The sequence below is a fragment of the Porphyromonas canoris genome, from assembly GCF_000765975.1.
GTDB classification, from domain to species: domain Bacteria; phylum Bacteroidota; class Bacteroidia; order Bacteroidales; family Porphyromonadaceae; genus Porphyromonas_A; species Porphyromonas_A canoris.
In genome coordinates this window covers 42,414-61,199 of sequence record NZ_JQZX01000003.1, presented here as the reverse complement: position 1 = coordinate 61,199, position 18,786 = coordinate 42,414, and the positions used below count along the sequence as shown (strand labels likewise).

Sequence of the window (18,786 nt, the reverse complement as noted above, 5' to 3'; positions counted from 1 at the left end):
AGGCCACAGGTGCAAGTGCAGTAATGTATTCAGCCGAGTGGTACTAATCTCCCGAACGCTTATATTGAGAAGATCTCTCAATTAAAGGGTATTGTAGTTTTAGGACTATGTTCTTTTCTCCGTATATGTTAGACATACAGCGTGGAAGAAGTGTGGGAAGATATACTTCGGACACGAGAAAGAGATAGCGAAGAAGTCGGAGCGGGAAACGAACGAGACAAGGGAAACAAAGAAACCGACGGACTTGCGAAGCCAATAAAGGTGGCTATAGCATCGGGGATCCACCTCTAACCATTCCGAACAGAGCAGTTAAGCCCGATCACGCACTATGCAAATGGGAGAGTAGGTAGCCGCCACTTGAAGAGAAGGAGAGAGGCATGAACCGTAACAGGAACATGGCTCTCTCCTTTGTTTTTGCANCATTCCGAACAGAGCAGTTAAGCCCGATCACGCCGATGGTACTATGCAAATGGGAGAGTAGGTAGCCGCCACTTGAAGAGAAGGAGAGAGACATGAACCGTAACAGGAACATGGCTCTCTCCTTTGTTTTTATAGGTTTCTTGAGAATTGTTTTGTCGTCAAGTGTATTAGAAATTAAGAGGTATTCCTTAGAATCTTTACAAAAAGGCTAAGCATTGTCAGCTTGTGATGCTGAAATGCTTAGCCTTTCTTGTCTCTAATAAGATTGTAGTAATGCTAATTGTTTTCTTTATGAGGGCTCAGAGTATTCTATTCCAAGAGCTTCTGCAACACCTTTACCATAGGCTGGATCCGCTTTATAACAGTTTGTTATGTGGCGTAGCTTGATCTCTGTGGGTATGTCTCCCATGGATCGGGCAGTGTTTTCAAAAAGTACTTGCTGTTGATCCGGAGACATGATGTGGAATAGGTCTCTTGTCTGGGAGTAGTAATCGGAGTCGTCTTCTCTGAAATCCCATTGATATGCGGCTCCGTCTAGCTCCAATGGAGGTTCTTTGTATTCATTTTGATCTTGCCAGTGACCGTATCCGTTGGGCTCGTAGCCGATACGTGAACCATAGTTGCCGTCTACTCTCATGGCACCGTCTCTGTGATACATGTTGAGGAAAGGACAACGGCTTCTATTGACGGGTATCTGGTGATGGTTTACTCCAAGTCTGTAACGTTGAGTGTCTCCGTATGAAAACAGGCGTCCTTGCAGCATCCTGTCGGGGGAGAAGCTGATGCCGGGTACTACGTTCGCGGGATTGAAAGCGGCTTGTTCGACATCTGCAAAGTAGTTTTCAGGATTTCGATTCAGCTCCAAAAATCCGACTTCAATGAGGGGGAATGTCTTTTGGGACCAAACCTTTGTGAGGTCAAAAGGATTGTAAGGAAGCGTTTTTGCCTGTTCTTCTGTCATGATCTGTATTTTGAGTGTCCAACGAGGATATTCGCCTCGTTCTATACTTTCATAGAGATCTTTTTGATGACTCTCGCGGTCTTTTCCGATGAGAGCTTCTGCTTCCGCATCAGTAAGGTTTTTTATTCCTTGCTGTGTATGGAGATGAAACTTTACCCAGTGCCTTACTCCTTGCGCATTTATGAATGAGAAGGTATGGCTTCCATAACCGTGCATATGACGATAGCTTGCAGGTATGCCTCTGTCGCTCATTGTTATGGTTACCTGATGAAGTGCCTCGGGCAAAAGGGTCCAAAAGTCCCAATTGTTTTGAGCGCTTCTCATGTTGGTGCGCGGGTCTCGTTTTACGGCATGGTTGAGATCCGGGAATTTGAGAGGATCCCTTAAAAAGAATACAGGAGTATTGTTTCCGACAAGGTCCCAATTACCCTCTTCTGTGTAGAATTTGATGGCAAAACCACGAATGTCTCGTTCCGCATCTGCGGCACCTCGCTCTCCTGCTACTGTAGAGAAGCGGACAAAAAGATCGGTTTGCTTTCCGATTTCGGAAAAGATTGCCGCTTTGGTGTATTTTGTGATGTCATGAGTTACGGTAAATGTTCCGAATGCTCCAGATCCTTTAGCATGCATGCGACGCTCAGGAATCACCTCTCTGTCAAAGTGGGCAAGTTTTTCCAAAAACCAAATGTCTTGCAAGAGCATAGGACCACGTTTGCCTGCAGTAGCAACATTTTGATTGTCTGCTACCGGAGCTCCTGCTGCTGTTGTGAGTTTGTTCTTTTCCATTTTTTCTAAAGTGTTAAATTTATGATGAAGTATTTATTCAGACGCTTTTAATTTTTACTCTGTACGGTTTTTATTCTATTCACGTAAGCGTCTAATTTTTGTCTGTCTCGTTCGGAGAGAACTCCGGTTTTGGATTTCATTACATCGGTATAAATTACGTTGGATAAGCAGAGATGCCTTTTCATTCTGTTGAAAATGGATCCCGTGTGAATCTTGTATGTTGCAAACAAGACAAGGTTTTCAGGTAGCTGGTTAGGAAGTTTTTTAGCGCCTTCTATCCAGATCTTACTGGGATGCTGATTGACAACAAACCATCCACATGTCCAACTCCCCAGCATCAATAAATCCGAATTTTTTATTTGCTCAAATTTAAAGTCTGAAAGAGCTCCAAAATTTACATCTACACCTTTACTCCACAGATACATTGCCATCTCTCTCGCCCATGCAGCTGTTTTCCCTTTTTTGCTTTGATATAATATAGTTGCTTTCATATTATTTTTATGAATTTCTACTGAGACAAAGATATTTAGAGATATTCTCAAAAACAATTGAGTCATTATTGGATCATATAGATTTTGTCTATAATAGTTTTCTACTGTCTTGTTTAGTTGCAGAATATTTATGACAGCACAATTCATGGTAATAGTGCAGTATTGTTTTCTTAATTTCATTCAAAGATCTTTTGTTCAAGATTTTTTCTGTTTGTTCAGTGTTCAAGAACAACTTTGCAAGAAGAAACAATATTGGAAGAGACCCAAAAATAATGTAGCTTTGCCAAGTGAAAAAGAATCAATACGTATGGCGAAGGTAATAGCTATAGCAAACCAAAAGGGGGGAGTTGGTAAGACCACCACAACTATAAATCTTGCGGCATCTTTAGCTGTTTTAGAAAAGAGAGTTTTGGTTGTAGATGCCGATCCACAAGCTAATGCATCTTCCGGATTGGGAATACTCCTTGATACATTGGAGGCAGATATTTATGACTCTCTTATGGATGGTTTGTCAGCCAAAGAGTGTATTGTTCCTACTTCCATTGAGCATCTGGATGTCTTACCTTCTAGTTCCGATCTCGTTGGAGCTGAAGTTGAATTGCTAAAACGAAAAGAGAGAGAGTTTGTTCTACGATGCCTTGTTAATGAAGTGCGTGGGGAATACGACTATATTCTTATAGACTGTTCTCCCTCATTAGGACTTATAACTGTGGGAGCTCTTATAGCTGCAGACACACTTTTGGTGCCGGTACAAGCGGAGTATTTTGCATTGGAGGGTCTGGTCAAGTTATTATCTACGTTTAAGACTATAAAGCAAACTCGTAATCCTTCTTTAGAGATTGAGGGCTTTTTGGTAACGATGTATGATGCTCGTACTCGTCACTCGAATGATATTTATGAGGATCTTAAGGCCAGATGCAAAGGGATGGTATTCTCTACTGTTATACATAGAAATACTCGTTTGAGTGAGGCATCTAGTCATGGGAAACCGATATTATATTATGACGTAGATAGCCGTGGAGCTCAAAACTACATGCAGTTGGCGCGTGAGATTTTAGCAAAAGAGGACTCACGGAAGTCTGCTGTTTTTGCATCCTAAACGAAAATATAGTGAGATTTTAATGAGTAAAAAAAGAAATAGATCGCTTGGAAGAGGATTAGGATCTTTATTGGGGGATGATATTATGCCTGATATTCAGCCATCAGGAGCATCTTCTATATCGGAGATACTTCTCGAGGAGATAGAACCAAATAAAGAGCAACCACGTTCTTTTTTTGATGAAGATGCGTTGTCTGAACTTGCTAATTCTATTAAGTCTGTTGGCATTATTCAGCCTATTACTGTATTTGTAAATAAAGGAGAAAAGGGCAAGCGTTATAAAATAATATCGGGAGAGCGCCGATATAAAGCTTCTCTTATAGCCGGTTTGACTACCATTCCTGCCTATGTTCGTACAGCAGAAGACGAACAGGTTATGGAGATGGCTCTCATTGAAAATATTCAGAGAGAAGATCTCAATCCGATAGAGGTTTCTCTTGCTTTTAAAAGATTGATAGAAGAGTATCAACTAACTCAAGAGGAATTAAGTTCGAGAGTTGGAAAAAACAGAGCTACAATAGCAAACTATCTTCGCCTTCTCAAGCTTCCGTCAGAAGTTCAGATGGGTCTTAAAGATAAAGTAATAGATATGGGGCATGCTAGAGCACTGCTTCCATTGGAGGATTCTGCTTTACAGATAGAGTTGTATCGTCAGATTTTGATAGACCATCTTTCGGTGCGTCAAGTAGAGGCTATTGTCAAGCGATACAAAGATGATGAGAAGCGATTGGATAATGATACTACTGAAACGGGCACTCCCAAGAAAACAGCAGAAAAAGCCGTAGAGTTGGATCTGTTGGCGCAGCGTTTCTCGGCAATATTTAAGACAAATGTAAACTTTAGTCTGAGCAAACAGGGGAAAGGCAAGATTACTATTCCTTTTACTTCAGAAGAGCAGTTGGAAGAAATCCTTCATCTTTTGGACTCACTTCCCAATAAATAAAGACTTAAGTCTATTTACCATGGATTCTATGAGGTTTATAAGATTGTTTATAGGAGCTTTTATCGTCAGTATTATTTTTGCATTGAATGGATTTTCAGCAGAAAAAGTTCTGATTGATAGCTTAGAGATAACAGAAACAAATATCTCCGTGGCAGAAACTACGACAAACCCTGCTAAGTCTCCTAAAATTAAAAAGCCTTTTATTCCCAATTCTACAACAGCTCTCCTTTGGTCTATTATACCCGGAGCCGGGCAGCTTTACAACAGACAGTACTGGAAACTTCCCATAATAGCCACAGCATATACGGCTTGCTATTATGCAATATCATGGAATCATGCCAACTTAACAGACTATGCTACTGCATATTCAGAGTTTAGAAGTCCTAATCCGATGGAGCATTCCACTTGGAAAGACTTTGTTCCTTTTGGACAAGATCCCGAAACATACATAACGAATCCTTCTCTCAAAACCTCTTTGGAGAACAACTTAAAACGAGGGCGAGACTTTTTTCGCCGTAATAGGGACTTGAGTATTATTGTTGCTGCTGCAGTCTATGCTTTGGTTATGGTCGATGCTTATGTAGATGCCGAGTTGTTCACATTTGATATTAGTCCGGACATTTCAATGTCTGTCCAGCCGACCGTTCAAAGACATGCTTTTTTGCCGCAGCAGTCTCTTGGCGTTGGCTTGGCATTTAGTTTTTAGTTTTCTCCAATCCTAAATCTTGTTTCAATGATTAGACCAAGATATTTACTTTTTATCAGCTTATTTTTCTTTTCGTATCTCTCTTCCAAGGCAATAGAGAGTTCGTTGGACTCTCTTGAGATTGTTACGGTGGAGGCAGATCTTGGATTATTACCGGAGAATTTAGATGAAAAAGTAGATAGTCTGATCTCTCAGAGATATACCGATTATTATAAAATTGGTAAGCCTAATACCGCATCAAAAAATCAGGTCTATCCTTCTTATCTCGCAGACTCTGTTTACATAAACCGATTGGCAGCCCTGCCAAGCAGAATACCATTGAGCTATAATAGCGTTGTCCGGGAGTGTATAGAGCTATATGTCAATAGAAGAAGGGCTTTAGTTTCCACCATGTTGCCAAAGACCGGGTTATATTTCCCCATGATAGAGGAAGTCTTCGACAAGCACAACCTGCCCCATGAACTGAAGTATCTTGCTATTGTAGAGAGCAACCTTAATCCGTTTGTCGTGTCAAGGATGGGCGCAACAGGTTTGTGGCAGTTTATGCTGAATACCGGAAAGGTTTATGGTCTTGACATCAACAGTCTCATAGATGAGCGCAGGGATCCTCGTCTTGCCACAGAAGCTGCCGCTCGTTATTTCAAGGATATGTACGAGATCTACCAAGACTGGCTGGTTGTTATCGCTTCGTACAATTGCGGTCCCGGCAATGTGAATAAAGCGATACGAAGAGCCGGAGGAAAGAGAAAATTTTGGGACATCTTTCCGTATTTACCCAGAGAAACTCGTGCTTACGTCCCCCTGTTCATAGCCGCTTACTATACGATGGAGTATTACAAGTCTCACGGTATAGAACCTCAAACGATGGATGTGGTATTGGCTACGGACACTATACATATCCGAACGAAAAGGACCTTCGAAGAGATCAGCCTCCTTTCCGGCGAGCCTGTGGACGTTATCAAATCTCTCAACCCCAAGTACAAGCACAACATTGTTCCCGGTACTTATACTACGCAGGTGCTCACTCTCCCTACTCAGGCGGCTTTGACCTTCTCTTTCAAAAGGGACTCATTGAATGCCCTGGCTCCTTTTGCAGGTAAGGGCGAGGAAGTAAAAGAGGTCGAATATAAGGAGATTTACCACACCGTAAGGAAGAGGGAGACATTTGCTTCTATCTCCCGAAAGTACGAAGTAACGGTAAGCGAGATCAAAGAGTGGAATGCCGGCATCTCTTCTCTGCGGGTCGGAACAAAGCTGCTTATAAGACTGCCTAAAGACACAGATGCCTCAAACATCACCGTAGCCGGCATAGACACCACAGAGCCACAGAAAAACAAAAAACAGCGTTCGCGTGTAACAACGGGATCGGCAAAGCGATATTATACAGTAAAGAAAGGAGATACTCTCGGAGGGATAGCCGCTAAATACAAGGGAGTAACCGTAACATCTCTCAAGCGAGCCAACGGACTCAGGAGTAACAACATCAAAATAGGTCAGAAACTAATCATTCCTTAAGAATAAAGAAGGAGCAACTACTGTTTTTAGAACGATTATTGTATGAACAAAATTCTGAAAAAAGAGTTTCTCTCTCCCCGTGTCGTCCGATTTGAAGTGGAAGCGCCCCGGATTGCGAGGTCGCGCAAAGCCGGGCACTTTGTGATTCTTCGTGTCGGAGAAAAGGGAGAAAGAATACCTTTGACCATTGCCGGAGCAGATCCGGAGGCAGGCACCATCACACTTGTGGTACAGAATGTAGGTCGCAGCTCGAAGAAGCTGTGCGAGTTGTCGGAGGGCGACTATATCCAAGACCTGGTCGGGCCTTTGGGGCAAGCCACTCACATAGAAAAGTTTGGCACCGTTGTTTGTGCCGGAGGGGGAGTGGGCGTTGCTCCGCTGTTCCCCATTGTTCAGGCGATGCACGAAGCCGGGAACAGGGTCATCGTCGTGCTGGCTGCCCGTTCCAAGGAGCTTATCATCATGGAAGAGCTCATGCGCCGGCACTCGGACGAAGTGATCATCATGACGGACGACGGCTCGTACGGACAGAAAGGGCTTGTAACCGAGGGCGTCGAGCAGGTGATTCTGAGAGAGAAGGTAGACCTTTGCGTAACGATCGGGCCTGCCATCATGATGAAGTTCGTATCGCTTCTGACCAAGAAGTACAACGTCCCCACCATGGCATCGCTCAACACCATCATGGTAGACGGCACGGGGATGTGCGGAGCTTGCAGAGTAACCGTGGGCGGAAAGACACGCTTTGTATGCGTGGACGGGCCGGAGTTTGATGCTCATCAGGTAGACTTTGATGAGATGTTGCTTCGTCAGGGAGCTTACAGGGAGTATGAACAGGAGTTGAACCGCAGAGAAGATTAAGCCCTATGCCAACCGAAAAAGAGCAAATAGCAGAACGTCGGGCAGAAGAGTGGAGAGAGCTGTTGCGCAAGAGCGTCAAGGCGAAAGACCGTATCGCAACCCCTCGTGTCGTGATGCCCGCGTTGGATCCCGACATCCGGAACAAGAACAACGAAGAGGTCAATCTCGGGCTCTCTCACGAGCAGGCCGGACAGGAGTCGGTGCGCTGTCTCGACTGTGTGGATCCCACCTGCATGAACGGCTGTCCCGTGAGGATCCATATCCCGACCTTCATCAAAAACATCGAGCGTGGGGAAGTGCTCGAAGCCGCTCGCGTCCTGCGGGAGACCACGGCTCTCCCCGGCGTTTGCGGACGTGTCTGTCCGCAGGAGAAGCAGTGCGAGTCTCAATGCTTCTACACCCTCAAGCTCAAGAAAGAGCCTGTGGCGATAGGCTACCTGGAACGTTATGCGGCAGACTTCGAGCGCGAGCATACGCTCCGCCACGCAGCCGAAAAAGCCCCCCTTCCGAAGGGCAACGGCATCAAGGTTGCGGTTGTGGGCAGCGGACCGGCAGGGCTTTCGTTTGCCGGCGACATGGCAAAGTACGGCTACGACGTCACGGTCTTCGAGGCGCTGCACGAGATCGGAGGCGTGTTGAAGTACGGCATCCCGGAGTTTCGCCTGCCCAACGACATTGTGGAGTTTGAGATCCGCAAGCTCCGCGAGCTGGGAGTAAAGTTTGAGACCAACTGCATCGTGGGCAAGACGCTCTCCTACGAAGATCTTCACCGGGAGGGCTTCAAGGGATTGTTCATCGGCAGCGGGGCAGGACTTCCGCGCTTCATGGGCATTCCCGGAGAGAACCTCGTGGGCGTCATGTCCAGCAACGAATACCTCACCCGCGTCAATCTCATGGGAGCTTTCTCCCGAACGAGCGAAACCCCCGTATCGAGAGGGCTCAGCGTTGCCGTCATCGGAGGGGGCAACACCGCCATGGACTCCGTCCGCACGGCTCTCCGTCTGGGAGCCAAGCGAGCCATGATCATCTACCGGAGAGGTCTGGACGAAATGCCTGCCCGTCTCGAAGAAGTACACCACGCACAGGAAGAGGGAGTCGAATTTCTCACCCTTCACAACCCCATCGCCTACAAAGGGGACGAAAAAGGACGCCTCACCTCCATCCTGCTCCAGAGGATGGAGCTTGGCGAGCCGGACGCATCCGGGCGCAGATCCCCCGTGCCCATCGAGGGCGACGTGGTCGAAATAGACGTGGACGAAGCCATCGTCAGCGTGGGTGTCTCTCCCAATCCGCTCATCCCTAAGAGCATACAGGGGCTCACCATCACCCGACACGGCACCATCGTCGTGAGCGAAAACAACCAAGCCGACATCCCCGACATCTTTGCCGGCGGAGACATCGTGCGTGGAGGAGCCACCGTGATCCTTGCCATGGGAGACGGCAGAAACGCAGCCAAAGGCATGCACGACTATCTGACCCGAACCTACATGGCGCATTGACGAGACCCGAAATACCGATTCTCGAAGTCCCATACTCTCCCGAAGAGTGTGGGACTTCTTTTTCCCCCCTCCCTCCCATTCTGTCCCTGAAAAGGGAATACCCAACATCTTCTTCCGCAAGGAAAAAAAATTCTGTGCGCATGAAAAAAAATTTACGTGCGCACGAAAAAAAATTTACGTGCGCATGAAAAAAAATTTCTGTGCGCATGAAAAAAAATTTACGTGCGCATGAAAAAAAATTTCTGTGCGCACGAAAAAAAATTTACGTGCGCATGAAAAAAAATTTCTGTGCGCATGAAAAAAAATTTACGTGCGCACGAAAAAAAATTTCTGTGCGCATGAAAAAAAATTTCTGTGCGCACGAAAAAAAATTTCTGTGCGCATGAAAAAAAATTACGTGCGCATGAAAAAAAATTTCTGTGCGCATGAAAAAAAATTTCTGTGCGCATGAAAAAAAATTTACGTGCGCACGAAAAAAAATTTACGTGCGCATGAAAAAAAATTTCTGTGNTTCTGTGCGCATGAAAAAAAATTTACGTGCGCACGAAAAAAAATTTACGTGCGCATGAAAAAAAATTTCTGTGCGCACGAAAAAAAATTTCTGTGCGCACGAAAAAAAACCTCTGTGCGCACGTAAAAAAAACTGCTTGGGCAAGGAAAAAAAATTGTGTGGCCAAGAAAAAAAATTTTTGTGGCCAAGAAAAAATATTTTTGTGGCCAAGAAAAAAAATTTTCTTGGCCAAGAAATTTTCGCCAAATCCTCAAGGAATATAATTTGCTGTTAAACAGGAGATTACATTTTTACGATTAAGGTTGAAATAGTCGAGCCGAAAGTCGGCCTCAAAACGGGAAAAAAAGCCTCTGTTTTTCCGCTTTTTTTCGCTGTTTTCTGCCCCGATTTTCAATGCCCGGAACGCTTTGTCGGACCCTTTTTGTTCGTACTCTTTTCTTCATGAGAGTGCAGGGGGGAAGAGGCCGGGCGGTAACAATCCGGAGAAAAGCTCTCAACTCTCCGGGCGTTTGCCGCCTGTTTCGGGAGCTTGCACCCGTAACGAAAGCAACGCCGATACGTATCGTACCGACGTTGCTTTTACTTGTTTATCTGTCTGTCCCCTATTGATTTGCGGCAAACGATGCGGAGCCGTGGGGGAGAAGTGATGGCAGACGGGCTGTTCGTCCCGCCGTCATCCCATGATGATCCCCACGGTGAGCTGCGCGGCAATCACTCTGGCGAACATCGTGAGGGGGTAAACCGTGACGTAAGACACCGCAATGGTGTCGCCTTTTACGAGAGAGGAGGCGTAGTCGAGAGCTATGGGATTGGCCATGCTGCCGCATACAACTCCTGCCGTGTGGCTGAAGGAGAGCTTGAACCACTTCATGCAGATGTAGCCGATGATGAGGGGAGGCAGGACGGTGACGGCAGTGCCGAGAGCCATCCATATCAGTCCGGGACCTTGCGAAAGGGTCGCGAAGAAACCTTCTCCCGAACTGAGCCCGAGCGCAGCCATGAAAAGCACGATGCCGAAGGTGCGTATCATCAGATTGGCGCTGGAGGTGATGTAGGTGTTCAGGTGGAGCCTTACTCCGTAGGCACTCATCAGAATACCGGCAATGAGCGGACCTCCGGCGATTCCCATCTTGATCGGCGTGGAGATGCCCGGTATCACAATGGGGATGGCACCCAGCACGCACCCCAGCAGCATCCCTATAAAAAGGGTTACGAGGTAGGGTGTGTCCAGCTCTTTCAGCTCGTTGCCCATCATCCGGGAAAGCTCCTTGAGGTCGCTTTCTTTGCCCACGACGGAGAGCCTGTCGCCCATCTGCAGGCGGAGAGAGGGAGAGGGGAGCAGCGTGATGCCTGCGCGGATGACGGAGGTTACGTTGATGTTCATCCTGCTTCTGAGGTCTAAGGATGCCAGACGTACGCCGTTGATCTCCTGTCTGGTTATGATGATTCTGCGGGATGCGAGCGATTCGTTGGCGGCTTCCCAGTCTATCACTTCTTCTCCGGGCCGGACTCCTTTTGCCTCTTCACCCAAAAGAAGCAGTATCTTGGGATGGTGTTCCTCTTCGCTCACGACAAGGACGTGATCGCCCGGCTGCAGCTCCGTGTCCGACTTGGGCATCATAAACCGTCCCTCCCTCCAGATCCGCGAGACCAGCATGGGTACGGTGTTGAGCGTCATGAGCTCCCTGATGGTTTTGCCCGCAACGGCGCTGTTGGTTATGAGGTACTCTTTGGTGATTGTCTTGACGGTGTCGTCTTCTTCTGCCGATGCTCCGGAACGAGGCACCTGCGTCTTGAGAATGGCTATGACGATAAAAACGCCGATCACCCCGAAAGGATAAGCTATCGCAGTAGCCATAGCCATCTCGGCAAGCGTCTTCGAGAGCACTTCCTGAGATGCTCCCTGATGTACCAATACTCCGCTGACGGCTTCCTGAGATGCCCCCAAGACCGGCATGTTGGTTACGGCTCCACTCAATACTCCCATCAGATGAGGGAGAGATTGGTTGGAGATAAGATAAAGAACCACTATCACCACAATACTCAGAACAATGATGGCTGTAGCCCAGAGATTGAGCACGATGCCTCTCTTCTTCAGAGACTCGATGAAGGCCGGACCGACCTGAAGCCCCAGCGTATAGACATAAAGGATAAGCCCGACGTTGATGGTAAAGGCAAGGATCTCAGAGTCCACTCTCAGCCCGAAGTGCGAGCAGATGATACCGATGAAGAATACCATCGAAAGCCCCAAAGACACCCCCTTGAAGCTGAACTTGCCTAAATACATCCCTATACCGCTGACAAGGAATAAGGCTACTACTGCCTGTAAGATGGAAGGTTCGGTGAGAAAAGATATGATTTCGTCTGTCCACATATTATATATATACTACAACTTGTCTGTAAGATCTTTATTGTTGCTCTTTGGGTCTGTGATAATAGACGGCAGAGTGCGCCGGCGCACTCTCGGCATACTCTGTGGTATATGCCGTTACGGTGATCTGTATAAGCGTATCCTCCGGTATGTTGCCAAGAGGAATGGTAAGCTTTTTTTCTTTTATCCCGATACGTGAAAGGTATTCGGAGGTTTCCGTCCGGACATCATTCCCATCCATGGAGATATAGATGTTGAATGTGGGAGAGTCTTTCCCTGCATAGCTCCACTCTGCCACCAGTGTATCTCCGTGCAGAGAGAAGTCCGTAATCTCCGGGACAGACTCCGGTGCTGCCGGATTGGATGATCTGAGCGGAAGAAGAGCCGGGCGAGTGAACGCTTCTTGGCGCAGATAGTTCCAAAGACCATACTTATTGTCAAAAAGCTGCTCGGCTCTGAAGAAACAGATTCCTCCCACTCCGGACTCGGCTCGGCAGCTGTCAATCTGTTGTTTGAGATCTGTGTAGTCCCATCCGCCTTGACTTTTGAGCATCTTGTATGAGGCAAGCCCGGCTACCATCTTCCCATCCATCTCTCTGTTCCACTTCTTGAGGTGATAGAAGAAGTCTTCTCCCTTAAAATACATCATCGGGACTACAAAGTCTATCTTCCCCGAACGCTTCCATGCCACGGGATCTTGATGAACAGACTCTTTTGCCGTCCATACATGTCCGTTGTTCTTCACACCATTGCTATACTTCCCGATGGGTGATGCACTGACTTGAATGTGCGGCTTTACGCTTTTCACTCTGTCATATATCATGGAGACTGTCCTGTGAATATTCTCCTCTCGCCATGCAGAGTGGGAAAGATTGCTTTTGGATCTTTTGTAGGAACGTTGGTCATTCAGCTTCTCAGCTCTTTCGGGATACCTGATATAGTCCAGGTGGATACCATCTATATCGTAGTTGGAAGCAAGCTCTTCTGCCATATCCGCAAGAAACTTTCGAGCATGATCGGAAGCCGGATCCATATAGATCTCCCCGTTATGACGAATAGTGTGAGCCCTGTACCTTTTTATGTAGGAGTCTTTCGGTGCGTGTCTGAATTCGGAGACATTTGCCATTTTAAGGGTAACCATCCAGGCATGACATTCCATCCCTCTGTCATGACACCCCTGTATGACATAAGCAAGAGGATCATAGCTTTTATCTTGCGACATTGCAGCCCTGAAAGGCAGCATGACCGGCTCAAACTTACTCTTGTAAATGACATCTCCCCGCCCTCTTACCTGTATAAATACGGTGTTGAAATGTGCAGACCGGAGGCTGTCGAGCATACAATCTATCTCTTGTCGTTGTAATACCGCTGTCCGAGCCTTGGGCCAATCCAGACCGTAAAGTGTCGTCAGCCAGACTGCGCGCATCTCTCTTTTAGGATAAAGACTTGTCGGTCGTTCCGCAGCGGAAGGAAGTATAGAACTTAAAACAAGGATAGCAATAAGGAGTAGAGGTCTTCCGGTCCTTATTGCCATTCTTATAAAGGTGGTGCTGTTCATGGTTTGTCTGATATTAGCTTGTAAAATGGATGTGGTCTATAAGCCGCACTTCGCCGCAATAGACTGTAATACATCCTACCGGTACCCGACTCTCTTCCCAGCATTTGATATCTTCGAGACTCTCTCCATCCACGATAGAGAAGTATTCCACTTTCAAGTGAGGAGTTTGGTCTATTTGCTCAATCACGGCTTTATACACCTCTTCCACAGAAGATCCTTTACGAAACAGCTCTACACCATGTTTAAGAGCTTTGTAGATGAATGGAGCAGATCGGCGTTCTTCTTCGTTGAGCCGAGTGTTGCGAGAACTCATTGCAAGTCCATCCTTTTCCCTCACTATTTCACAAGGGATGATCTCAATAGATACATCCGGCATGAGAGAGAGCATTCGGCGAATAACGGCAATCTGTTGAAAATCTTTTTCTCCAAAGTATGCTTTATCCGGCTCCACTATTCTGAAAAGTTTGGAAACCACCTCCGCAACTCCGGCAAAGTGTCCGGGACGATGCTTACCTTCCATGACCTCTGCCACTCGTCCGAGATCGAAAGGAGATTGGCGAGGTTCGTCTTTAGGATATATCTCTTCCACTGTCGGAGCAAAAACATAGTCTGCTCCTGCCTCGGAGAGTAGCCTTAGATCTCTGTCCAGATCTCTCGGATAGGTCTCAAAATCTCTTGCGTTGTTAAACTGCGTGGGGTTCAGGAAGACGCTGACTACTGTAATATCATTTTCGCTGATGGAGCGTTTGACCAAACTGATATGTCCATCGTGAAGAGCACCCATTGTAGGAACAAATCCTATCTTCTTTGCTTGCGTTCTCTCTTCTGAAAGTTTCTCTTTTAGAAGCTTTATATTGTCTATTGTTACCATTTGGTGTTTGTTCTGATTATGTTTTTATTATGTCCGCAAAGTTACCCAAATAAATAGGATTTTATTACTTAAACTCTGTCATTTGTCATATAAGAATGACGTTTTAGCGGATGATATATGACATTTTAAGATGTTATATGTTACTTTTGGCTTAGTATATCTGCCGTTTTCTGCAGTCAGGACACTTGGGTTATGCTTTTGATTGTACTTTATCGTTCACAATAGCAAATAGTACAAAACCTAAAAACATATATCATGAACTGGAATAATATGACTATCAAGTCGCAAGAGATCATTCAAAAAGCGATAATGCTTGCGCAACAAGAGCATCAACAATCCATCGATCCCCTGCATATCCTTCTTGCTATAATGGAAGAAGCAGAGCATCTGTCCGGTTATATATTCCCAAAGATCGGAATAGATCCGGAAACTCTCAGGAAACGAATTAAAGATAAAATAGCTTCTCTTCCTCGTGTAACAGGGGGAGCTTCGGAGCCCTATCTCTCTTCAGCTTCAAATGCAGTGCTTTCCCATGCCTCTCAACTTGCAACGGATTTCAAAGACCAATACGTTGCGGTAGAACACTTACTGCTTGCCATCCTTCAGAAAGGAGCGGATGCGGCACATCTTTTAAAGGATATGGGAGCTACGGAGCAAGCACTTAAAACAGCAATTATGGAGCTGAGAAAGGGAAGCAATATTACCTCTCAATCTTCGGATGACAACTACGATGCACTCGGCAAGTATGCTCAAAATCTCACAGAGAAAGCTAGAAGCGGTAAGCTGGATCCGGTTATCGGTCGGGATGAAGAGATACGAAGAGTGTTGCAGATCCTTTCAAGAAGAACGAAAAATAACCCTATCCTGATAGGAGAACCGGGGGTAGGGAAGACTGCCGTAGCCGAAGGGCTTGCTCACCGTATCGTTAGAGGAGATGTCCCGGAGAATCTAAAAACCAAAGAGGTCTATTCGCTCGATATGGGAGCTTTGATAGCCGGTGCAAAATACAAGGGAGAGTTTGAAGAGCGACTCAAAGGAGTGGTAAACGAAGTGTCTAAATCGGAAGGGAATATCATTCTTTTCATAGACGAGATTCACACTCTTGTGGGAGCCGGAAAGAGTGAAGGGGCGATGGATGCCGCTAATATTCTGAAGCCTGCTCTTGCTCGTGGCGAACTGCATGCGATAGGAGCAACGACGCTCAACGAGTATCAAAAATATTTTGAGAAAGACAAAGCTCTCGAAAGACGCTTCCAAATCGTAATGGTAGAAGAACCTGATGAGTTGAGTACTATCTCTATCCTGCGAGGAATAAAGGAGAAGTACGAAAATCATCATAAGATCAGAATAAAAGATGATGCCATCATAGCTGCCGTAAAACTATCTTCTCGTTATATAACAGACAGATTTTTACCGGACAAGGCAATAGATTTGATGGATGAAGCATCTGCCCGATTGAGAATGCAGATAGACTCTTTGCCGGAAGAGTTGGATGAAATCTCTAGAAAGATAAAGCAACTGGAGATAGAGCGTGAAGCCATAAAGCTCGACAACGATGAGCTCAAGATGAAAGCCATACTTGCAGAAATTGCATCTTTGAAGGAGGACGAGATGCAGTTGAGAGCACGTTGGCAGAAAGAGAAAGAGCAGATCGGAATCATCCAAGCCAACAAGACGGAGATCGAAGAGCTTAACTACCTTGCGGATAAAGCAGAACGCGAGGGCGATTATGGTAAAGTCGCCGAAATAAGATATGGGAAAATAGAGACCAAGAAGAAGCAGATAGCGGAGGCAGAACAGGAACTGATCAAAATACAAGGAGATAACGCAATGGTCAAAGAAGTGGTGGATCAGGACGATATAGCCGATGTTGTCTCCAAATGGACCAATATTCCTGTAAGCAAGATGATGTCATCGGAGAAAGAGAAGCTGCTGCACTTGGAAGAGGAGCTGCACAAAAGAGTGGTGGGACAAGAAGAAGCTATCTCTGCCATCGCTAATGCCGTGAGACGTTCGAGAGCAGGGCTTCAAGATCCTAAGCGACCTATCGGCTCTTTCATCTTCTTGGGAACGACTGGTGTGGGTAAGACAGAAGTGGCAAAAGCTTTGGCAGAACTGCTGTTTGATGACGAAAACATGATGACACGCATAGATATGAGTGAATATCAAGAAAAGTTTTCTGCAACTCGTCTTATTGGTGCACCTCCGGGATATGTCGGATACGATGAAGGAGGACAGCTCACAGAGTCCATAAGAAGAAAGCCTTACTCCGTGATACTCTTCGATGAGATAGAGAAAGCACATCCGGAAGTGTTCAATATCCTGCTTCAAGTCTTGGATGACGGACGACTGACAGACAACAAAGGACGTACCGTGAACTTCAAGAATACTATTATCATCATGACTTCTAATCTCGGATCCGATATTATCCGAGAAAGCATGGAAGAGTATGAACGTACCGGATCGGACAGAGTCTTGAAAGAGAGCAAAGAGAAAGTGTTGGCGCTTTTGAAGAGAACGATACGACCGGAGCTTCTAAACCGTATAGATGAAACAATAGTGTTTGCTCCTCTATCGCAGGAAGAGATATTTAAGATCGTCAGACTGCAACTTGAAGGAATACGGAAGATGCTCGAAGAAAATATGATAAAGATAGACTTCTCTGAAGAAGCCGTGAAAGAACTTGCTTTGGAGGGATATGATCCGCAGTTTGGAGCAAGACCCGTGAAGAGAGTGATCAAGAGAAGAGTTCTGAACGAGCTTTCCAAAGCATTGTTGAGCAACAGTTTAAGCACAGACAAAACCATTCTTGTGGATTATAAGGAGGGAGAATACGTTTTTCTTCAATCATAATTGTAACAAATGAGTTGTTGTCTTGCTTGACAGGGGAATAGAAAGAAAGCCCGGCACGAAAGTCAATGCCTGATCTCAACAAGTGATTTGGCAAGATGCTTGTCTCTTGAAATAAAATACGTTGAACCTGTTCGCAAATCTTCATGAACAGATTAAAGAGTTTCACTAAAAGCTTAAACATCTTCGAGTCGAGGCATGATTTGCGAGCTTCAAGGTTTGGTTTCTGTAAATCAGGGTGTGATTTTCACGAGTCATGCCTTGATTTATAGTTTTTATCCTGTTTAGCAGAAGATTTGAACATGGTCAACTCTTTTCTTTAACAGGTTCATAATAAGATTCAAACTCGAAAATTCATCATTGAGAACAGGTCTCGGCTGCCGGGCATTACCTTTACCTCTCTGTACAGATTGTTGAAACGATATTGAATAGCTATCTTTGTAGAGATATATTGATAAGAAAATGAAGTATATTCAGTACAGGTTTGAAATATCCTTTTCAAGTGAAGCTAAAGATATAGAGCGGTCTCTGATATTCGATCTTCTCTCCCAATTTCTTGCCGATGGCGGTTTTGAAAGTTTTGAACAGACGGACGAAGGCTCATTGTTGGCTTATGCTCCAAAATCTTCTTCTCTGACGGAAGCGGTGGAGGAAGCCCTCAGAGCTTTGCCGATAGATGGATTCGAAATATCTTATTCATCGGAAGAGATGGAGGATAAAAACTGGAATGAGGAGTGGGAAAAGAACTTTTTCTCTCCCATTACCGTGGCAGACTGCTACATCCGTGCTCCATTTCATGCCCCACATGGCGGAACGGCTCCTTGTACAGAGCTACTCATACAACCTCAGATGGCTTTCGGAACGGGACATCACAGCACGACATCCGGAATGATCTCTCTACTGAGTGAAGAGGAGTTACATGGCAAAAGTGTCCTGGATATGGGGTGTGGTACCGGGATATTGGCTATCTATACCGCCCTCAAAGGAGCCGAAAACATTACTGCAATAGACATAGATGAGTGGTGCTATCGGAACACTTTGGATAATGCCCTCCTCAACAATGTTGATAAAATCATTGTACTGCATGGCGATGCGCAACTATTGAAAGAGTCCGCCCCGGTAGATATTTTCATTGCCAATATCAACAGAAATATTATCATGGAAGATCTTTCCCTTTATATCTCTACCATAAAACCGGGTGGAGCAATCTTCCTAAGTGGATTCTATAAACAGGATGTGCCCATGATAGAAAAAGCGCTTTCCGAACATGGATTTGGGATAAGAAAGCAGATTGTAAACAATGAATGGTGCGCACTCATGGCTGCACGAAATAACCAATGACACAAA

The 18,786-nt window shown here is 45.7% G+C and carries 13 protein-coding genes and 1 rRNA gene; 9 read left to right on the top strand and 5 right to left on the bottom strand.

Annotated elements, in window-relative coordinates:
* The first annotated feature begins 257 nt into the window (after window positions 1-257).
* Window positions 258-359 (top strand): 5S ribosomal RNA (gene rrf, locus HQ29_RS01320).
* Window positions 360-709: 350 nt separating this feature from the next.
* Here rrf and HQ29_RS01310 read toward each other — a convergent pair.
* Window positions 710-2,167 carry a catalase gene (locus tag HQ29_RS01310; RefSeq protein ID WP_036867138.1) on the bottom strand — a complete coding sequence of 486 codons (1,458 nt, stop codon included), beginning with the start codon at window positions 2,165-2,167 and terminating at the stop codon, window positions 710-712.
* Window positions 2,168-2,214: 47 nt separating this feature from the next.
* On the bottom strand, window positions 2,215-2,658 hold the full coding sequence (locus tag HQ29_RS01305; RefSeq protein WP_036867149.1) for an NADPH-dependent FMN reductase family protein: 444 nt from the start codon (window positions 2,656-2,658) through the stop codon (window positions 2,215-2,217).
* Window positions 2,659-2,965: 307 nt separating this feature from the next.
* On the opposite strand from HQ29_RS01305, the gene HQ29_RS01300 reads away from it, so the two are divergent.
* From HQ29_RS01300 to gltA, 6 genes are read left to right on the top strand one after another with little or no spacing between them, the layout of a single operon-like run.
* Window positions 2,966-3,757 (top strand): ParA family protein, encoded by a 792-nt coding sequence (locus HQ29_RS01300; RefSeq protein ID WP_036849213.1) that lies wholly within the window; start codon window positions 2,966-2,968, stop codon window positions 3,755-3,757.
* A 22-nt stretch (window positions 3,758-3,779) separates the two neighbouring features.
* Window positions 3,780-4,700 (top strand): ParB/RepB/Spo0J family partition protein, encoded by a 921-nt coding sequence (locus HQ29_RS01295; protein ID WP_036867136.1) that lies wholly within the window; start codon window positions 3,780-3,782, stop codon window positions 4,698-4,700.
* 28 nt (window positions 4,701-4,728) lie between these two features.
* Window positions 4,729-5,406: a DUF5683 domain-containing protein gene (locus tag HQ29_RS01290; protein WP_036792928.1), complete on the top strand. Its 678-nt coding sequence runs from the start codon at window positions 4,729-4,731 to the stop codon at window positions 5,404-5,406.
* Between the two features lie 27 nt (window positions 5,407-5,433).
* The gene (locus HQ29_RS01285) at window positions 5,434-6,921 is read left to right on the top strand and encodes a lytic transglycosylase domain-containing protein (RefSeq protein ID WP_081964600.1); all 1,488 of its coding nucleotides are present in this window, start codon (window positions 5,434-5,436) and stop codon (window positions 6,919-6,921) included.
* 42 nt (window positions 6,922-6,963) lie between these two features.
* Window positions 6,964-7,779: a sulfide/dihydroorotate dehydrogenase-like FAD/NAD-binding protein gene (locus HQ29_RS01280; protein WP_036867134.1), complete on the top strand. Its 816-nt coding sequence runs from the start codon at window positions 6,964-6,966 to the stop codon at window positions 7,777-7,779.
* A gap of 5 nt (window positions 7,780-7,784) precedes the next feature.
* A complete protein-coding gene (gene gltA / locus HQ29_RS01275; RefSeq protein WP_036867132.1) occupies window positions 7,785-9,278 on the top strand; it encodes an NADPH-dependent glutamate synthase in 1,494 nt (497 codons plus the stop codon).
* 1,184 nt (window positions 9,279-10,462) lie between these two features.
* Here gltA and HQ29_RS01260 read toward each other — a convergent pair.
* From HQ29_RS01260 to panC, 3 genes are read right to left on the bottom strand one after another with little or no spacing between them, the layout of a single operon-like run.
* Complete coding sequence (locus tag HQ29_RS01260; RefSeq protein WP_036849091.1) at window positions 10,463-12,163, bottom strand: putative transporter; 1,701 nt, start codon at window positions 12,161-12,163, stop codon at window positions 10,463-10,465.
* 34 nt (window positions 12,164-12,197) lie between these two features.
* Window positions 12,198-13,694: a glycoside hydrolase family 10 protein gene (locus HQ29_RS01255; RefSeq protein WP_161781548.1), complete on the bottom strand. Its 1,497-nt coding sequence runs from the start codon at window positions 13,692-13,694 to the stop codon at window positions 12,198-12,200.
* 37 nt (window positions 13,695-13,731) lie between these two features.
* Window positions 13,732-14,589, bottom strand: a complete 858-nt coding sequence (panC, locus tag HQ29_RS01250; RefSeq protein ID WP_036867126.1) for a pantoate--beta-alanine ligase — start codon at window positions 14,587-14,589, stop codon at window positions 13,732-13,734.
* 255 nt (window positions 14,590-14,844) lie between these two features.
* Here panC and clpB point away from each other — a divergent pair, with 255 nt between their 5' ends.
* Complete coding sequence (gene clpB / locus HQ29_RS01245) at window positions 14,845-17,442, top strand: ATP-dependent chaperone ClpB (protein WP_036867124.1); 2,598 nt, start codon at window positions 14,845-14,847, stop codon at window positions 17,440-17,442.
* Between the two features lie 459 nt (window positions 17,443-17,901).
* Window positions 17,902-18,780, top strand: coding sequence for a 50S ribosomal protein L11 methyltransferase (gene prmA / locus HQ29_RS01240; protein WP_052089661.1), 879 nt, complete (start codon window positions 17,902-17,904; stop codon window positions 18,778-18,780).
* Window positions 18,781-18,786 lie beyond the last annotated feature (6 nt).